We start from the raw sequence: 18,070 nt of genomic DNA, 5'->3' as shown, positions 1-18,070 counted from the left end.
CATGAAAAAAATAATTTTATATAGCCTAATAACATTTCTAGGGATTACCCAAATTATGGCTCAATCAAGTCAAAGAGCTAAAAATTATCTTTCCGAAGTAAGTAAAAAGACAAGTAATTACAAGAATATTTCTTTGGACTTTACCTACCAAAGTAATTCCTCTGGTAGTATTGGCTCGGATTACCATACAACAGGTCACTTAGATCTCCAAGGAGACTTGTATGTACTAGAGTTTATGGATGTAACCAAATTATTTGATGGCAAAAAAGTTTATACCATATCCAAAGAAGACCAAGAGATTACCATTAGTAACTACTCAAAGGATAATACCGATAACTTAGTTCCTTCGGATTTATTAAAATTCTTTGAAACTGGATATAATTTCAAATGGGATATCTCGGCCAATATAGATGGTAAAAAAATTCAATATATAACCCTAACCCCTGTTGATCAAAAAAGCAATATTAAAAGCATCATCTTGGGAATAGATGACACTAGTAAAACAGTCTATTCACAAGTCACTACTTATAAAAACGGCACAAAGTCAAGCCTAGTGGTTAATTCTTTGCAAACAAATCAACCTATGTCAAAAAATCATTTTACCTTTACACAATCGGCATATCCCGATTATTATATTAATAAAATAGATTAGTTTTATTTTTTGTGAAAATACTAGACCGCTATATTCTAACAAGTTTCGCTAGCACCTTATTGACCGTGTTCGCTATATTATATTTTATTTTCATCTTACAAGGAGTTTGGTTATTTATCACCGAACTAGCCGGTAAGGACTTGGATGTATTAGTTGTGATTCAATTCCTTCTTTTTTATTCTCCAAAAATGGTACAGTTAGTCTTACCCCTATCGGTATTACTAGCCTCTATTATGACCTTTGGTTCTTTGGCAGAAAACTATGAATTTGCAGCCATGAAAGCCTCTGGGATTTCTTTGAATCGCGCCATGCGTCCTTTATCGATATTTATATTTTGCTTAGCTGGTATTTCTTTTTGGTTTGCCAATGATGTAATTCCTAAAGCAGAGTATAAATTCATTAATCTTCGCCGTGAGATCATGCAAACTAAACCAGCTATGGCAATTGCAGCAGGTCAGTTTAATGAAATTGGATCTGCCAATATTAAAGTAGATCAAAAAACAGGTGACAAGGGGCAGTACCTTGACAATGTGACTATGCATATAAGAAACAATGGAGGTTTTGAAAATAAAGCGTTAATTCGTTCCATAAGTGGTGAATTGGAATCCAATGAAGGTAGTAACATACTTAAACTACATTTAATAGATGGAAATTATTATGAAGATATAGAGGCAAAAAGCTATAATGAAAAGAAAAAGCATCCTTTTATTAAAGCCAAGTTTGATAGATACACGCTAAACATGGACCTAAGTGCATTAAATCCAAGTCAGGATGACCAAGATGCCATTAGTAATACCCACCATATGTTAAATGTATCTCAGCTTAATTATACCATAGATTCTCTACAAACGACTCTTCAAAACAACAAAGAATCTAATGTAGATAATTTAACACTTCGCATAAAAAACCTATATCCTTTTCAACCCAGCATACAAACCCAGGATAAAGATACGTATTACAAAGTTGCTCCAAAGGACATATTACAAGACTTCTCTTTAACCCAACAACAAAGAATTTTACAGACCTCGCAAGAGTACACGAGTAATTTAATTTTCAATGCCGATACCAATGATGCTACTATTTTGGCCCAGAAAAAACACATTAATTCCCATTACTTGGCATTATATCAAAAATTTGTTATTGCTTTTTCATGTTTTTTAATGTTTTACATCGGCGCTCCACTAGGAGCCATCATTCGTAAAGGAGGATTGGGACTACCCATGGTTTTCGCGGTGATCATCTTCATTAGTTATCACTTTATAAATACCTTTGGGACAAAAGTAGCGCAAGAGGATGGAATAGATCCTATTTTAGGAGCATGGATGGGCCCATTGAGCCTTACACCTTTAGCTATTTATTTAACCTATCAAGCCACAAGAGATAATGGAGATGTTAACTTTATGGCTCCAATTGATTGGCTAATTGATTTGTTTAAATCCCTACCGAGTCGCTTTACTAAAAAAGACAAACAAACCGATAAGGTAATAAACCAATAATCGTATTACTAACAACACTAAATACAACTATAATGTCACATAATCACATTAAATTAAACACCATCGAGGAGGCAATAGAAGATATTCGCCAAGGAAAAGTTATCATCGTGGTTGATGATGAGGATCGTGAAAATGAAGGTGACTTTATCGCCGCTGCAGAAATGGTCACCCCGGAGATGATAAACTTTATGGCAACTCACGGTAGAGGACTAATCTGCGCTCCTTTAACCCAAAGTAGATGTAAAGAATTGGATTTACATCCTATGGTAAACAACAATACGGTATTGCATCAAACTGCTTTTACTGTATCTGTGGATTTAAAAGGGCATGGTTGCACAACAGGTATTTCTACCTATGATAGAGCCAAAACAATTGAATTTCTAGTAAAACCAGAGACCAAGGCTGAAGACTTAGGTCGTCCAGGACATATATTCCCTTTAATTGCCAAGCAAGGCGGTGTTTTAAGAAGAACCGGTCATACAGAGGCTGCAGTAGACCTGGCTAGATTAGCTGGATTTAAACCAGCTGGTATCTTGGTTGAGATCTTAAACCAAGATGGAACCATGGCCAGACTACCACAATTAATGGAGGTTGCTAAAAAGTGGGATTTAAAAATTATTTCCATAGAAAACTTAGTTGCCTATCGTATGAAACACGATAGTTTAATCCAAAAGAAACAGGATTTTGAAATCGATACACGTTTTGGTAAATTTAGACTAAGAGCTTACCAACAAATAACCAATAAACAGGTTCATATTGCCTTAAGTAAAGGACAGTGGGATAGTGACCAACCGGTACTAACTAGAATTAACTCTATGCTTGGTAATAATGATATCTTAGACGCTTTAAGCGGAAAATTGGACAAAAGAATTGAATCTGCATTTGATAAAATAAACCAAGAAGGTTCAGGAGCTATCCTATTTATCAATCAAGAAGAGTCTAGCACTAGTTTACTTAGTCGTCTTTCTTTATTAAAAGAACAAGGAGGAAAATTAGATCTAAATACGGCCAAGTTAGCCACCGATGATAAGGATTTTGGAATTGGCGCACAAATACTACATGATTTAGGCATAAATAAAATTAATCTGATGACTAACTCCGAGCAAAACAAACGAGTTGGTATGACCGGATATGGCCTTGAAATATGTCAGTATACCAAATACTAAAAACAATAGAGTTTTAAATAATAAAGCGCAAAATAGTTCTATTTTGCGCTTTATTATTTCTACCTTTTTTTAATTATAAAAAGCAGATAAAAATAACATGTATTATAAAACAAAAGCCCATAAAGATTATGGGCAAAAAAAATTTAAAAAAACAAATTGAAAAAAATCTCGTTAAAAGTCCCTTATAGGGCTTTAAATGTATAAGGTGGAATTAACTTTACAAAGTTTCATTACTTACTTTTTAAAACAATTATTACTTTTATTTACTCAAGTAAACACAGCAACACATACCAAAAACAATCCTGCACATAAAGACTACAAATACCATTAAAAGAAAGCAAATTTCAAATAGCCTTTAAAATTGTTTACAGTATGCGTATACTGTGGGTCATTGTTTTATTAATCTAATTCTTTGAAAAAAAACTTAGTGAATTAAAATACGCTAAGATTTTTCTTGAAAAACAATTTTCTCTACAAAAAATAACACCACTGTTTTAGCTTTATAACACAATCCTTAATTATTAAATTAACTAAAAATTTCACATTCTAAAACAAGTGATTTACCATATTTGATGTAATTACTTCACTAATATAGGTAAAAAACACTTTAGTTTTACAAAAACAGAATATTGATCTAACGAACTACTATTTTAACAATTATAAAAAAACACTAAAATTACAAACACATTAAAACAAGATTCTTAATAAGTAAAATAATTCAATAAATTTTACAACAATTATATAATTTACTAGAAAATAAATATTTTTACAAAAAAAAGGGAAATCAGTTGATTTCCCTTTTCAAAAGCTTTAATTCTAATTTGCCTTATAATGTAGCAGGTCCAAATTCCTCAAAAAATATTTGTTCCTTATTTATTCCCAATTTCTGTAAATCTTGTAATTGCTTTTCTAAAAATAAAGTAGGCCCACATAAATAATACTCAAAATCATTATTAAGTTGTAAATCATTTAATAACCCTACATTAACCACACCTTGGTGGTAACTATCTTTGGATAGATGCTCTTGGTGTTTATCGTAAAAAGAAACTACTTTTAAATTCGAATTATTAAGAGTTAATTGCTTCACTTTTTCTTTAAAAGCCTGCACATTAGTATCTCTGGCACCATGAATCCAAATAACCTTTTTATCGTGCATGTTTCCATCTAAAGCCTCTAACATAGACATTAAAGGAGTTTGTCCTATTCCCCCGCTAATAAATACTTTGTTTTTATTATTTTCTTGTAACACAAATACACCAGAAGGCATACTTACCTCAATGGTATCTCCCACGTGAAGCTTATCGTGGATGTAATTACTAATAATACCGTTTTGATCTGGATTTGGTTTTACTTCTTTTTTTACGGAAATTCTAAAATGCTTATTGTTCGAGGCGCAAGAAAGACTATATTGACGAATTTGATATAAATCTAAAGAATCGATAAATAATTTTACACTGATATACTGACCACTTTCAAAACTAGGAACCTCACCACCATCTTTTGGAACTAAATAAAAAGAAGTAACCTCATCGGATTCTTTAATTTTAGCTTGTACTTTAAAGTCCTTGAAACCTTGCCAAGAATTAGCTTTTTGATCTCTGTTTTGGTAAATTCCCTTCTCATGCCCTTTCATTAAACCAGCCAATTGTAAATAGGCTTGAGTCCAAGCGTCGATTATAGGGTCGTTTTTTTCAAGTTCTAATACCTCCATAATCGAGTGTATTAAATGCTCCCCTACTATATCGTACATCTGTGGGGTTATTTGTAAACTAGTATGTTTGTGACCTATTGAATTAACAACTGGCATTAAAACAGAAGGATCCGCTATATTCTCTGCGTAGGCTAACACGGCCATAGCAAGTGCGGTTTGTTGTTTACCTGATTTTTGATTTCCCATATTAAAAATATTTTTAAGCTCTGGGTTATGGGTAAACATTCTTTGATAAAAATAAGTGGTTAGAGCAACTCCTGACTCTCTTAAAACTGGCACAGTAGCCAAAATTATTTGTTTTTGATCTTGTGTTAACATAATAACTGAATTGGTTTTAAGCAAAAGTAAATGCTAAAAAAATAGAAAACTAATTTAAACTCTTAAATAAAATATAAAAGACTCTTTTATCCGTAATAACAATATATCTAGTATTTCATAAATAAAAAACACGCACAACACACTGATTTACAACAATAAACCGAGGTGTTACACGTGTTTTTATGGCTCCATATTACTTATCAAAGTAATTCGGAATTTTATTTTTGGGTATTTTCAACTCCCTTTTTTTACTTTGTTTTAAAAATCAAAGCTGTATGCTATTTTAATTCCAATGGTACTGTTTTTAAATTTTTTATTGGTTACTTGATAAATACTATTTAATTCAATTGCATTGTTTACCTGAGCTTGATAAGAAACAACATCTTTTTTATCTGCTTTAGAGAAACCTTGGTTGGTTAATCCTAAATCCCAAAAAAGCATAATACCCAAATCAGTATAATTCCCAATAACCAAAGTACTCCCTACCTCTAACACATAAGAAAACCGAAAATCCTTATCGGCGTGTTTTGTCTGGGAAATGGTACCAAAATCACCAAAACCGGCGAATAAAGGCTCGGTAAAGGTGGTATCGTATTGTGGAAAATAGCCACTTGTATTTAAATTAGAGGCAGTTACTTTTACTTTATTAGACAAATTATACCCTAGCTTAAAACCAGTCCTTATAAAAAGAACACCTGGTTCAAATACTTGATATTCTACTAAAATGGGAATAGCCAAATAACTCGATGTCCATTTTTCTTTAACCAAATCACTACTATAGTTAAATACAAACTCCTCTTGTTCTATATCCTGATAATCATTTTGTCCTACATAGTTTTTACTTTGTAACTTACTATGAGATAACCCAAATTCCAAACCACTAATAATTTTCCAATCATAATCTATTTCCCAGCTATAATTAGCTCCGATACCAAAACTACTCCCTGCTTTATTTTTAAAACCATGTGATAAACCGGAGGTTAAATTTGGTCCCCATAAAAAATAGACCTCCAAATTACTTTTGTAGTAGTTACTAAAACCGGAAATACTCCTAAAATCTCTTTCGAAATTCTCCAAACTCGGCTTTGAATTTACTTTATATTGGTTCTCTAAATTCTCTAAAGTTAAACTAGAATTGCCAAACCATGGCTTTGAAAATTCTAGTTGTTTCTCTTTTACAGAAGCTGTAGCAAAATAGCTACTAAACAAAACTAATGGCAATAAAAAAAGACATAGAATCTGTGTTACTCTTTGTGTTTTAATAGTTATTTTAACACGTGGTTTTATTTGTAATTTCATAGGTTTAATTTTTTATTAAAAGTGTAAAAGATTTTGTAATTCCATCGTACTTCAAAATAAGAAAGTAACTACCTGGGGTCCAAGTATTTTTTATATACAACTTAGATTCTTTTTGGGTTAATACTCCTTTATCCAACAACTGTCCTTTTGCATTATACAACTGATAAGTTGAATTAGTAAAAGCTTTGTTTTGTGATTTAAAGTTGATTTCCAAATATTCATTAAGCCTTACAGGATTTGGTGCAATACTTACATCTTGCAAATCTTCAGGTGCAAATTTAACTGGACAAGTTTGTAGAATCTGACCATCTTGGGTGGTTAAAATCGCATAATAATTAGCTGAAAAATCAATTTGATCATCTATGGTTTGTCCTTGGCTATAAACTTGTTGTGAGGCTATTAACTGATCATTTTTATAAATTTTAAAATCCGAGAAACGATATCCTCCATTTGTTTGTGGATTATTATTTACAAAAATTAAATTATCATATTTACTCAGTAAAACCTTAGAAGTATCCGCCTTAGGGTTAAGTCTAATCTGGTACTTTTTTGTCTTTCCACTCTCATTGCTAAGAGTCACATCTACTAGATTGTTAACTGGCTGCCCATTAACTACCTCTATTTGTATATCATCACTTGGCCAAACCTCTACTCCCTTATTGACCTTAATCTGGATATGGACTCCTTGTTGATCTTCTAAACAATCCAGTTCAATGGTTAAATCACCATCCACATTACTGAAGACTTGTCCATTGACAATCAATTGATCTATATTCAAGGTTTGTGATTCAACAATTAAGTTTTGGGTAGAACTAACTGGATTATAATTCTCATTCCCGCTTTGATGTGCAGTTACTCTCATACTACCTACCGAGTTAAATTCCAAGTGGCCTTGGGGATCGGTTTTCACAAAATCTACTGGATTCAAGTCTTGATAAGTATAACTAACAGGCAAACCACTAGAGGAGCTAGCATTTAAATTAATCTGCTGGTTTTGTTCAAAATCAACAAATATGGTTTGATCAAAATTCAATATGCTTTGCTCCGCTTTATTAATTAAAAATTCACCAGGATTTAGGGTAATAAAGTAATTAGGATCTGATTTTAAAGTTCCAATAGTTACCTTATAAGTTCCACTATTTTGTCCCTGATCACGTGATAATTCTCCACTTAAGACCTGTTGTGGGGTTTGATTATATTGCAGACCTGTAGTTTGATACGGTATCACTGGATCTGGTTGGCCATAAGTTTTTTGTGTAAGCTCTGGTGTAATAACTAACTCTCTTTGATTAATAGTTAAATAATTAGGTACATAATCAATAATGTAATTTCCATTGGATATTAAGTCTCCTAAATTGATCTGGTATTTATGATTAGCATTTTGTCCTGGTTCTCTTTGCAGAACACCAAAAAGTGCATCCCAGGGTTGATCTTGATTAACTAACCCTTGGATTTGATAACTAAAACTTGGGTCATTATCTCCATAGACCTTTGTTTGAGAGTCGGCCACTATTGATAACTTAGCTGGAGTGATTTGTAATTCTGCCTCCACAAAATTTAAGCTATAATAAATACTAGATACCAGCGACCCTTGTTCAATAGGATACCTACCCACTAAATCTTGATGATTAACACTTAAGCTTCCACTTAATACCTCGCTGGCCTGATCTTGGTGTACCAATCCTTTGACTTGATAACTTAGCTCAGGATCTGGCTCTCCGTATATTTTTGTCTGATTATTAGCCGTTACTGTTAAAACAACTGGCGTTTTCATTAATCTGGAAGAATTATCAAAATCAATTAGGTAATTTTCATTTGCCTGTAGAGTTCCTTGCACTATTTTAAATATTAAAGCATCCGATGTAGGTTCAATGGCTAATTCACCAGTAAATACACTTTGTTTGGTATCTTGATAAAATAGTTTGTCTAGCTGATAATCAATCACAGGATCCATTTGCGCGTAAGAAACCGTCGTATTATATGGTTTTACTTTTACAGCCACAGCCACGATACTTAATTCTGCTGGTGTAAATCGGGAAATATAATAATTTCTATTTGGCTGTAAACTTCCTTGATTAATTGCATATAACCCCACATTATTACCACTTTGTCTTTCTAACTCACCTGTTAAAGCAACCTTTAAGGATTCCTTATACTGAATACCCATTACATTATAGGTATACTTTAAATCTTGCTGACCATAGGACTGCTTGGCATTTAAGGCGGTAATTTCTAAAGGAGCTTTGGTTATTTCAAAGTTTGCTTTTTGATAATTAATTTGGTAGTTTTTATTCGAATCTACTAATGATAAACTACCTTGTGTTATATCATAAACCCCCACATTTTTATTATTGGTTGTTGCTAAAGTTCCCTTTAAAACCGTTTGTGGGGTGTCTGGTTCCACTAATCCTTGTACCTGATAATCCAATTGCTCGTACCACTGTCCATAAACTACCGTTACAGGTTGAGCCTTAATAATTAGTTCTTTAGGCTGAATTGTTAAATTAGCACCCTGGTAGTGAATTTGGTAATTTTCTCCAGCAGTTAAACTACCTAATAATATGCAATAAACCCCCACATCTTGGCCAGAAACTCTTTCCAAAGTACCACTAAAGCTATCCCCTATTATTAATTGGGAAGCCTGGTAAAGCAATTGTGGGTCATCTTGGCCAAATTCTTTAACTGCATTGGTAGCTGTAACTGTAATTGGTTTTTTACCAATGGTAAATACTCCAGGTTGGTAATGGTAACTATAATTATCACTAATTTGTATATTGGCTAGATTTATGGCATATTTCCCCACATTTTCTTGTGGCTGTCTCTCCAAAGTAATCTGTATTTGATCGGTATCCTTTTCAATAAGATTTTCAATAATATAATCTAATTCTGGGTCATTTTCTCCATAGATTTTACCTGTATCTTTTGCAGATATAGCTAACTCACGAGCCAAAATTTCCAAGTTACCATCAAGTATTATTGGATTATAATTATCTCCTTTATTTACAGTTGCCTTTACTATATAACTACCTACGTTAATAGGAGCATCTTGCAAAGCAGTATTGGTGTTTTTCACATCAAAATAGGCATATTCGACTTTAGTGTTAGGATCAGTGATTCCTGTAACTAGTAAAGTTTTAGCCGTACCATCGTAGGTATAACTGGCATCATCTAGCTCAAATTCATTTGCAGTCCCCTTAAGTATTGTCAACTCACCTTGCACCTGGGTTGGTTTATAATTACCGTTATCTTTAACCCCATATACAAGGGTAAGGGTATACACTCCCGCATTTACTGGGCAATCACTTGAGCTATTACCTTGGGAATCCATATAAGTACTACTAATTAGGTAGATCCCATCGATCTGTGGTACTATTGCTTGTAAACAAATTGGTTCACCAGTATAAACCGTGGACTTATCGGTTATATCTAATCCCACGATAGCCCCCGGGTTGATAACAAGTGTACTTTCAAGGGTTTCGCTTTGGAAATTAGGTGCGTGAATCGCGGCCACACAAGTATACTGTCCTACATCCACAGGTCTTTCCACTACCAGATTGTTTTGATCGGTATAAGTATAAGTAATATAAGCATTATCTGGAATATCTCCCTGAACCTGTAAACCGATAAAGCTTCCGGTGTAATCAACTTGAATTGGCTCTAGAGTCATTTCTCCTGCTTGTTTAGCTACAATAGTCAATTTACTGGTTCCCTTCCATATATTATAATTTGAATTTCTAAAAACACTTACCTCTGCTTGGTATTCTCCGGTTTCAATAGGACTAACTTGTTGATTGTTTTGACTAAAAGTCCATTCTACGGTATCTTGCTCAAGTACTCCTATTACTTGTAGATCATCTATTGGTTGACCTGTATAAGTTCTAGAGTATGCCTCTAAAATTGTTAGGTCTAAATTATCTTCAATAACTTGCAAAGTTGCATGTAACACCTTTTGTTGATAGTTCTGGTCTCGTGTAACGGTAGCGGTAACCTGTTGTATCCCTACATTGGTTAATGCATTGTTATCACTATATAGAACTTGATCGGTTGGTAAAGCTCCTTGTACTTGTAAGGAATGTTGCTTACCATTGTAATCAAATACTTCACTTTGAAAAATTAATCCTTGTATTTCTGCTGGTGAAATTATCAATGTTGCACTAAATACCTTTTGATTATAATTGGGATCTGTAACGGTTGTAATTTGTGTATATTCCCCTTGATTTATTGCGTTGTTTAAAACTCGATTATTTAACCTATATACATTAAATACTTTGGTGTTTTGCGAAGGTAATTTACCTTCTAATTCAATAGTTTGTGTTTTTTGATTATAGGTAAACTCCTGGTCATTTAAAGATAATCCCGACATAGTCCCTTTGGTTATGGTAAACTTTCCTTCTTGGGTTATTAAATCATAATTTCCTGGATTATCCACCGTTATATTATCACTAAAAATAGCATAAGAACCTACATCTTCACCTTGTTCTCTATATAAATCTCCATGTAATTTATCCTGATAATAGGTCTGCCCGATAAGTGTGTATAAAAACGAGCTCGGATCAGAGGTATTATAAACCTTGGTTGAATCAGTAGGCACAACAACTAACTTAGAGGCATTTATTATATAGTTTCCTAGATTATATGAAACCAAGTAATTATCCATTTGATCTTGATTATCTCTAATTATTGTAAAATCCCCCTGAGTTATTGGATAAATTCCTACGTTTTTATCACCTGAGTAAGATAAACTACCTTGATAAGTATCGGTATTTGCGATCCCATTAGGGCTTAGATTATAACTAATTTGCTTGTCAATTCCATAAAAAGTCTGTACATCATCAGCCATTACCATAACCTCACGCTTTTTAATGGTTAAAAAAGCAGTCTCGGTAATATCTTTATAATTGGCATCCAGTACTAATTCTCCGATCACTTTATAATAACCTGCATCCACCGGGGTACCTTCTAGAGCTTGGGAGCTGCCGTTTTTAAAATAGGTATAAGAAGCCGATATCACATAAGGCAAATCCTGAATCTCACTAAAGATTATTTCCTGATTCTCCCCATTGTATACAACTTGTTTATCCGAAAAAGTCACCTGAATTTCTTTTGGTGTAATTTTTAATTCTCCTTGTAGTTTTGTTGTTAAATAATTACCATTCCCTGGTCTTTGCACCGTAGCGGTTACCCTGTAGGTATCCGCATTAATAGGACAATCTACAGACTCTTGATTATCGGATTGGTATACATAGGAAATAACATCGTCTTTTTGATAATTTTCCACTTGTAAACAAATTGGTTCTCCTGTATAGGGTTGCGTTAAATCATTAAGTTCCAAATCTGGAATCTCTATGGGTAAAATAGTTAAGGTAGCCTGTAAATCAATATCTTCATATCCAGGGGCCGTTATACTCACCTGCACTAAATAAACTCCGGCATCCACCGGGTTAATATACCTACCTTGTGAATCCATAAGTGGCGTACCATTTTGATCTTTGTAAATATAACTAACCGTAGCATTAGGTGGTAAATCCCCTTGTAAAGAAATACCTTGGGCTGCCCCGGTATAATTGAATTCTTGATCTCTTAACTCAGGACCATCTTCAAGATTTGATGGTACTATAGTTAATTTTGCACTTTGTTTCCATATTTTATAATTATCATTTCGTTTCACTGTTGCCTGTACTTGATATATTCCAGGTAAGATACACTGCTGAACAATTTGGTCATCTAAACTATACACATAGGTTACCTGATCTGTATCAAGAGCCCCTTCTACTTTTAATTCAATAGGCTCTGCGGTATATTCTACATTTTTATTATTTAAGGTTAAACCTGTAATAGGAGCTGGAGTAACACTTAATTGTGCTTGTAATTGCTTTTGTAGGTAATTATCACCACGATTTACATAAGCTGTTACATCTTGTGATCCCACATTTGTCAATGCGTTATTTACATACGACACACTATCGGCCACCTGCAAACCTTTCACCTGCAATGATTTAGTATTTCCATCGTATTGAAAACTTTCACTAGGGAGATAAACATCTTTAATTTCTGCAGGAAAAATCTCCAAAGAGGCTTCAAGATGTAAATCTTCATAATTCTTATCCCTCACAATTGCTTGAACCTTATATTTTCCAACATCGATACAACTCTGAACAATTTTATCATTCAAATAATAAGTATAGCTAACTTTCGTTTGATCTGAGGGTAAGTCCCCTTGCACAAAAATGCGTTTGTTTTCCTGGTCATACTCAAATTCGGCATCACTTAGAAAAACATTTCTAATAGTATCTTTTTCAATGGTTAATATTCCAGGTTCGTACTCTATTTGATAATTTTTCGCATCGGGTATAATGGTTAAACTTCCTTGCTGAATTTCATATTCTCCAACATCGGTAGAACCCTTGGCTTCAAGCTCCAAATTTCCTTGAAACTTATCGGTGTAAAACAGCTCTCCATTATAGCTATAATCTAATACTCCAATGGGTTGGGAAAAAACAATTTTCTTAGATTGAGCTTTTATCTGCAATGCTGCTGGGGTTATTTCAAACTCTCCCTCAGAGAAATTCAAAAGGTAATTACCAAGCTCTATCATATCTTGGCCTTGTCTACAAATACTTAAATCACCCTGGGATATTGTGTAAGACCCCACATTGTTACCCGCCTCACGCTCCATGTGATTACAATACGCATCGTTTATACCTAAACTACCTTGTTTTACCGTAAAACTCAACTCTATTTGATCCGATAGGCCATAAGTAACAGATACATTATTGGCCTGAAGTTCTAAGACCATAGGGCTAATTTGAATAGTAGCAGTTTTATTTAAAACATGGTAGTTTTCACCATAATCTAATTTAGCCTCTAGGTAATAATCACCTACATTAACTGGAAACCCATCTAAAGGATTATTATTAGAATCATAATAAGTATACTCTTGACTAGCCTGTGGCTTAATATTTCCTTCAAATTGGATACTTTTTTCATTTGAATCATAAGTAAACTCGTAATTACTTTGAAGAACAACATCTAAAATATCTGCTTTTGTAATAATTAAGGTATCTCTTATTTCAGTTCGTACATAATTCGAGTCAACCTCTTGAAGGTTGTAGCGTTGAAAATCAGCAACATAAAAATAGGTCCCAACATCCATTGGACATTGTTCAAAGACTTGCCCATCTTGATTTGTATAGGACTCAAATTCAAGACGATCTAAACTATTTTTACTTGTTGGAGTTAAACAAATAGGCTGATCTGTGAATTGCTGCTGTAAACCAACTAGGGTTAAATCACTCTGAGGTATTTGTATTGGCCTAATGGTAAGACTGCTCTCCAATACAATGGTATTAATATTATCACCACTAATAGTTCCTTTAACATCATACTTTCCAGCATTAACAGGCTTTTGTGAGGTATATTGAGATTGACTTTTCTCTTTATATAAAATACTCTGTGTCGCATCAACAGGAACATCTCCGGTAAATTCCAAACTAAACTCTTTGGAGTTATAGTCCACAACCTTCGGGTTTAATTCTACTAATCCTTCAATATCAACAGGGGTAATAGTTAAGCTAACAGTATCTTTATAAGTAAAGTAATTTTCCCTTTCTAGGGTTAAATATACATCGTACTCCCCCGCGCTAATAGCTTGGTTAAGTATTTTATCTTGTCCTACTTTACGATATTCTAGGGTTATTATATCTCGATCCTTAGTTCCTTCTATTGGGACCTGTATTGGTTGTCCTGTATAATCGGCAGAGTAATCATCAAAAGTTATATCTTGTATTGTAGCCGGTGTGATTTCTAAAAAAGCCTCTAAATTCAATGGCCAATAATTTTCATCCCCATTGCTATCGGTTCTAATAATGTTTGCTTGAACCTGGTTTTTACCCACATTGGTTAACGAGTTATTTTGGTAGTTAACCTGATCACCGGTTGTAGTTCCTGTGGCGGTTAATTGCTTTTGCTCACCATCATAGACAAAGGATTTACCCACAAGTTCAACACCTTGAATAGCAGCTTTTTCAATAGTCAATGTACCTTGAATTTCTTTAGATACAAAGTTTTCATTCTCAAGTAAGGTCTTAACCTGATAACTTCCAGCGTTTATTGGCTGGGATACAGGTACATTATTTTGACTATAATAAAAAACTGGCTCTAAGGTTCCTTGGGGTAACTCTCCAATTAGAGTTACCTGTTTTTGTGTTCCATCATATAGCACTTTGGGATCCTGTAGTTTTATATTATTTGAAAACATTGCAGGTTGAATATCTAAGATTGCATTGGTGTGGTTAACAGCATAGTTTTTAGAATCCATAGGCTGTAAAGACTCTACAGAAATTTCATAATTTCCAACCTGTTCACCTTCTTCACGTGTAATATTGCCTATTATTTTATCATCATAGTACAACTCCCCATCCAAGGTATAATTAAACGCTGGATCAGAATCACCAAATATTTTTGTAACATTCTCACCCACAATAGTCAGTGGAGAGCTAATAATAGTTAAAAGACCTTTAATATACTCTATATCGTAATTTTCTGAGACATTTTGTCCATTATTTTCTATTGTTAATGAGCCTTGGGTAATAGTATAACTTTCAACACTTTGTCCACTATCACGAGTTAATTCTCCAACCATCTGATCTTGATAAGGTAATGAGTTGACATTTAAAGTGTAACTTAACAAAGGATCTGGTCTACCATAAATCTTTTCTTTATTATCAGCCTTGATTTCTAATTTCTTTTTCGTTATCTCAAATCCCGAATTCTCTAATACTATAAATTCATAGTTTGGGTATTTTTCTTGTATAACCGGATCTAATAAAATACTATAATGTCCCACTTTTTGCCCATCGGCTCTTATTAAAAGATTTTCTTCAAGTGGCAAAGAACTAGAATCAAGATCGGTTGTATAGGTAATCTTTGGCTCCGGATCGCCATATATTTTAGACTGATTTGAATCTGGGGTGATTTTTATGGTTAAAGGATTAATGGTAAACACTGGGATATTGCCCGTGGCTAAGGTGAGGTTTAAATATGGAATATCATTAGGTCCTACCTCACTTTTAAGGGTCCCTAATTCAAATTGATAATATCCAACTTGCTCACCTGGTTGTCTTTGCAAGCCTCCTGTAATATAATCCTTATATTCTTGGTTATATGGTTTATTTATCTGATAGAGGTATTCCACTGGATCTTCCTGGGCATATAATTTGGACTGGCCTTCAAGTGGCTGAATTTCAACGGTAGCCTGTTTAATGGTAAAAAAAGCAGGTAATACCTCTAGTCCAATTTTCAAATCTTCAGGCTCCAGGGCTAAAGTTCCTTTATTAATTATAAATTGTCCTATATATTCGCCAGGTTCCCTATCCAAGGTTCCAATTAGTTTATACCCCTGAGGTAAAGTGCCATTAACACTATAGCGTAATTCTGGATCTTCTTCTGCAAAAAATTTGGATGCAAAATCAGGCTGTACAGAGATTACTATTTCATGCACATTTACTGTAATTATCTGGGGTTCACTCTCACAGGTATTAGAAAGGTTATTGGTAACATAATAATTAATTTGTCCTACCTCACTTGTCCCGGGCGTAGGTGCCTTGGTCACACCACTTGACCAATCAATACTACCGTCGGGTAATTGATTATACCATCTTAATGTACCTTGATCAGTTGGTTGTGCGGATAATGGCTCCGCTTTTTGATTTAATTTATAATTAATAAAGTCATTCTCCACAATAGCAGGTGTGACAAAATCACAATATAATTCATAACTACCTTGAATAAACTTATTTTTTGGATAACGCATACGACCAGCTAGATCCCTACCATCTAAATCATATTCTTTAATTAAATTTAAATACCAAGCATCCTTTGTATTAGTAATAAATTTAGAATTTGCGGGTACCGATACCGAATAATAAGGATATTGCAAATCATCCTTCTGATAAAAAACTGGCGCAATAGGAATTACAGTAGCTAAATTTGAGCTTGAAAAACTATACTCACCCGCCTTGTCATTTTTATTATTAGCAAAGCTACAAAAATCTACATGATCTCTAGTAAGAAGTCCATCTACATAATAATAAGACATAAAGTCATCTTGTGAGGCATTATAAAATATAATACTATTTCTTATATAGCTATTAAACTCAGAATTTTCGACTTGGTTAGTGTTCCATGCAATTGCACCTCCTTGTTTCTGGGCAAAATTCCCAGAAATAGTAGAGTTTACAATTTGTATATTTCTATTTGGAGTAATTTCTATAGCACCACCGTTTGTGTTGGTCATATTTTGAGTGAATAAACTATTTATAACAACTACTTTATTATCAGATGTTAAAGACGCGCCACTACCTTCATAAGTAGATAAAGCTCCTCCTCCTAAATTTGCTTGGTTACCTTGAAAAATAACATTAGAGAATACAATAGAGCCTTTTGAGGAGCTACTTATAGATGCTAGAAAAGCTGCCGCTCCTCTACTATTGGAAATTAGCTTATCCTTTACAATCATGGTATTTTGAAGCTTTGCATGTCCACCTGTAATTGTAACCCCATCAATAATAATTTCTTTATCCACAAAAAGATAAAAAACTCGGTAAGAATTTAATTCATTGCCAGAAATATTCAAGGTCTCACCTCGTCCACTTACAAGAGTGGTTGATTTTAAATCGCCACTGATTATGGTGGGATTCACATACCAATCACGCTGATCTAATTGAGTCTCATCTCCATTGAATCCCCCGTATATTTTTAAGTTTCCCATTACTAAAAAACCAGCTTTTTGACTACTTCCTTGCTTTCCAGAATCTACCTCGTAAGCAGGTTTATGTGTTCCTTTTGCAACCCATATTTCCAAGTTTGAAGAACTTTTTTCCGAGGCATACTTCACCGCGTCGGCCAAAGTAGTGGCTTGTTGCCACGAGCTCCCATTACCTGTACCTTCAGGGGTAACGTAAATACGGTTTTGACTAGGTGAAATAGCCGTATAATTACCCTGGGATAACGCATTAAAACAAAACAAAAATAAAAACAGGAAAAAAAACAATCTTCTCATAAATAACTTTTTTTTAAAAAATTAAATTATCAATATGAAAAAACATGCTTTTGTATTTTATTTATACAAAAAAATAGATTTAAATATATTTTAACAGCAGTACAGTTCATACTAATATGTTAAAGTTACTAATTTTAACATAAATAAATCAACTTAGCACTTATCTAATTTTAAAATATTTGAAAAGTATATCGACTTTATTGTCATTTGATGTTTTGATACAAAAAAATACACTAGGCTTTAAAAACTATCCTTGTTATAAATAAATCACACCTTATTATTTGAATTACTTTAAATAAAAAAGCTTAACACCACAATTTTCAATTCTTGCGGTATTAAGCTTATGTATACTATTATTTGAGCTGTTAA

General features: G+C 33.5%; 6 protein-coding genes. 3 read left to right on the top strand and 3 right to left on the bottom strand.

Annotated features, from left to right (window positions below; translation table 11 throughout):
• The first annotated feature begins 1 nt into the window (after window position 1).
• The 3 genes from ACYSNV_RS11405 to ribB are packed head-to-tail and all read left to right on the top strand — an operon-like array spanning window position 2 to window position 3,314.
• Window positions 2-652, top strand: coding sequence for a LolA family protein (locus ACYSNV_RS11405; RefSeq protein WP_461762678.1), 651 nt, complete (start codon window positions 2-4; stop codon window positions 650-652).
• Window positions 653-663: 11 nt separating this feature from the next.
• Entirely contained in the window at window positions 664-2,148 is a 1,485-nt protein-coding gene (locus ACYSNV_RS11400; RefSeq protein WP_461762677.1) for an LptF/LptG family permease, read from the top strand.
• A gap of 32 nt (window positions 2,149-2,180) precedes the next feature.
• Window positions 2,181-3,314, top strand: coding sequence for a 3,4-dihydroxy-2-butanone-4-phosphate synthase (ribB, locus tag ACYSNV_RS11395; RefSeq protein WP_461762676.1), 1,134 nt, complete (start codon window positions 2,181-2,183; stop codon window positions 3,312-3,314).
• 826 nt (window positions 3,315-4,140) lie between these two features.
• On the opposite strand, the gene hmpA is transcribed toward ribB, so the two are convergent.
• The 3 genes from hmpA to ACYSNV_RS11380 form a co-directional block, all read right to left on the bottom strand.
• Entirely contained in the window at window positions 4,141-5,343 is a 1,203-nt protein-coding gene (gene hmpA / locus ACYSNV_RS11390; protein WP_461762675.1) for an NO-inducible flavohemoprotein, read from the bottom strand.
• A gap of 258 nt (window positions 5,344-5,601) precedes the next feature.
• Window positions 5,602-6,642: an outer membrane beta-barrel protein gene (locus tag ACYSNV_RS11385; RefSeq protein WP_461762674.1), complete on the bottom strand. Its 1,041-nt coding sequence runs from the start codon at window positions 6,640-6,642 to the stop codon at window positions 5,602-5,604.
• A gap of 4 nt (window positions 6,643-6,646) precedes the next feature.
• Entirely contained in the window at window positions 6,647-17,701 is an 11,055-nt protein-coding gene (locus tag ACYSNV_RS11380) for an MBG domain-containing protein (RefSeq protein ID WP_461762673.1), read from the bottom strand.
• Window positions 17,702-18,070: the final 369 nt, after the last annotated feature.

This window comes from Myroides sp. LJL119 (genome assembly GCF_054871605.1).
The sequence above is the reverse complement of the archived record's forward strand: the minus strand, read 5'-3'. Positions and strand labels throughout refer to the sequence as shown.

What these genes read in the sequence shown, in the direction of transcription:
- ACYSNV_RS11405 (WP_461762678.1), top strand. Translation starts at nt 2, where the DNA reads ATGAAAAAAATAATTTTATATAGCCTAATAACATTTCTAGGGATTACC.
- ribB (WP_461762676.1), top strand. Translation starts at nt 2,181, where the DNA reads ATGTCACATAATCACATTAAATTAAACACCATCGAGGAGGCAATAGAA.
- hmpA (WP_461762675.1), bottom strand. Translation starts at nt 5,343, where the DNA reads ATGTTAACACAAGATCAAAAACAAATAATTTTGGCTACTGTGCCAGTT.
- ACYSNV_RS11385 (WP_461762674.1), bottom strand. Translation starts at nt 6,642, where the DNA reads ATGAAATTACAAATAAAACCACGTGTTAAAATAACTATTAAAACACAA.
- ACYSNV_RS11380 (WP_461762673.1), bottom strand. Translation starts at nt 17,701, where the DNA reads ATGAGAAGATTGTTTTTTTTCCTGTTTTTATTTTTGTTTTGTTTTAAT.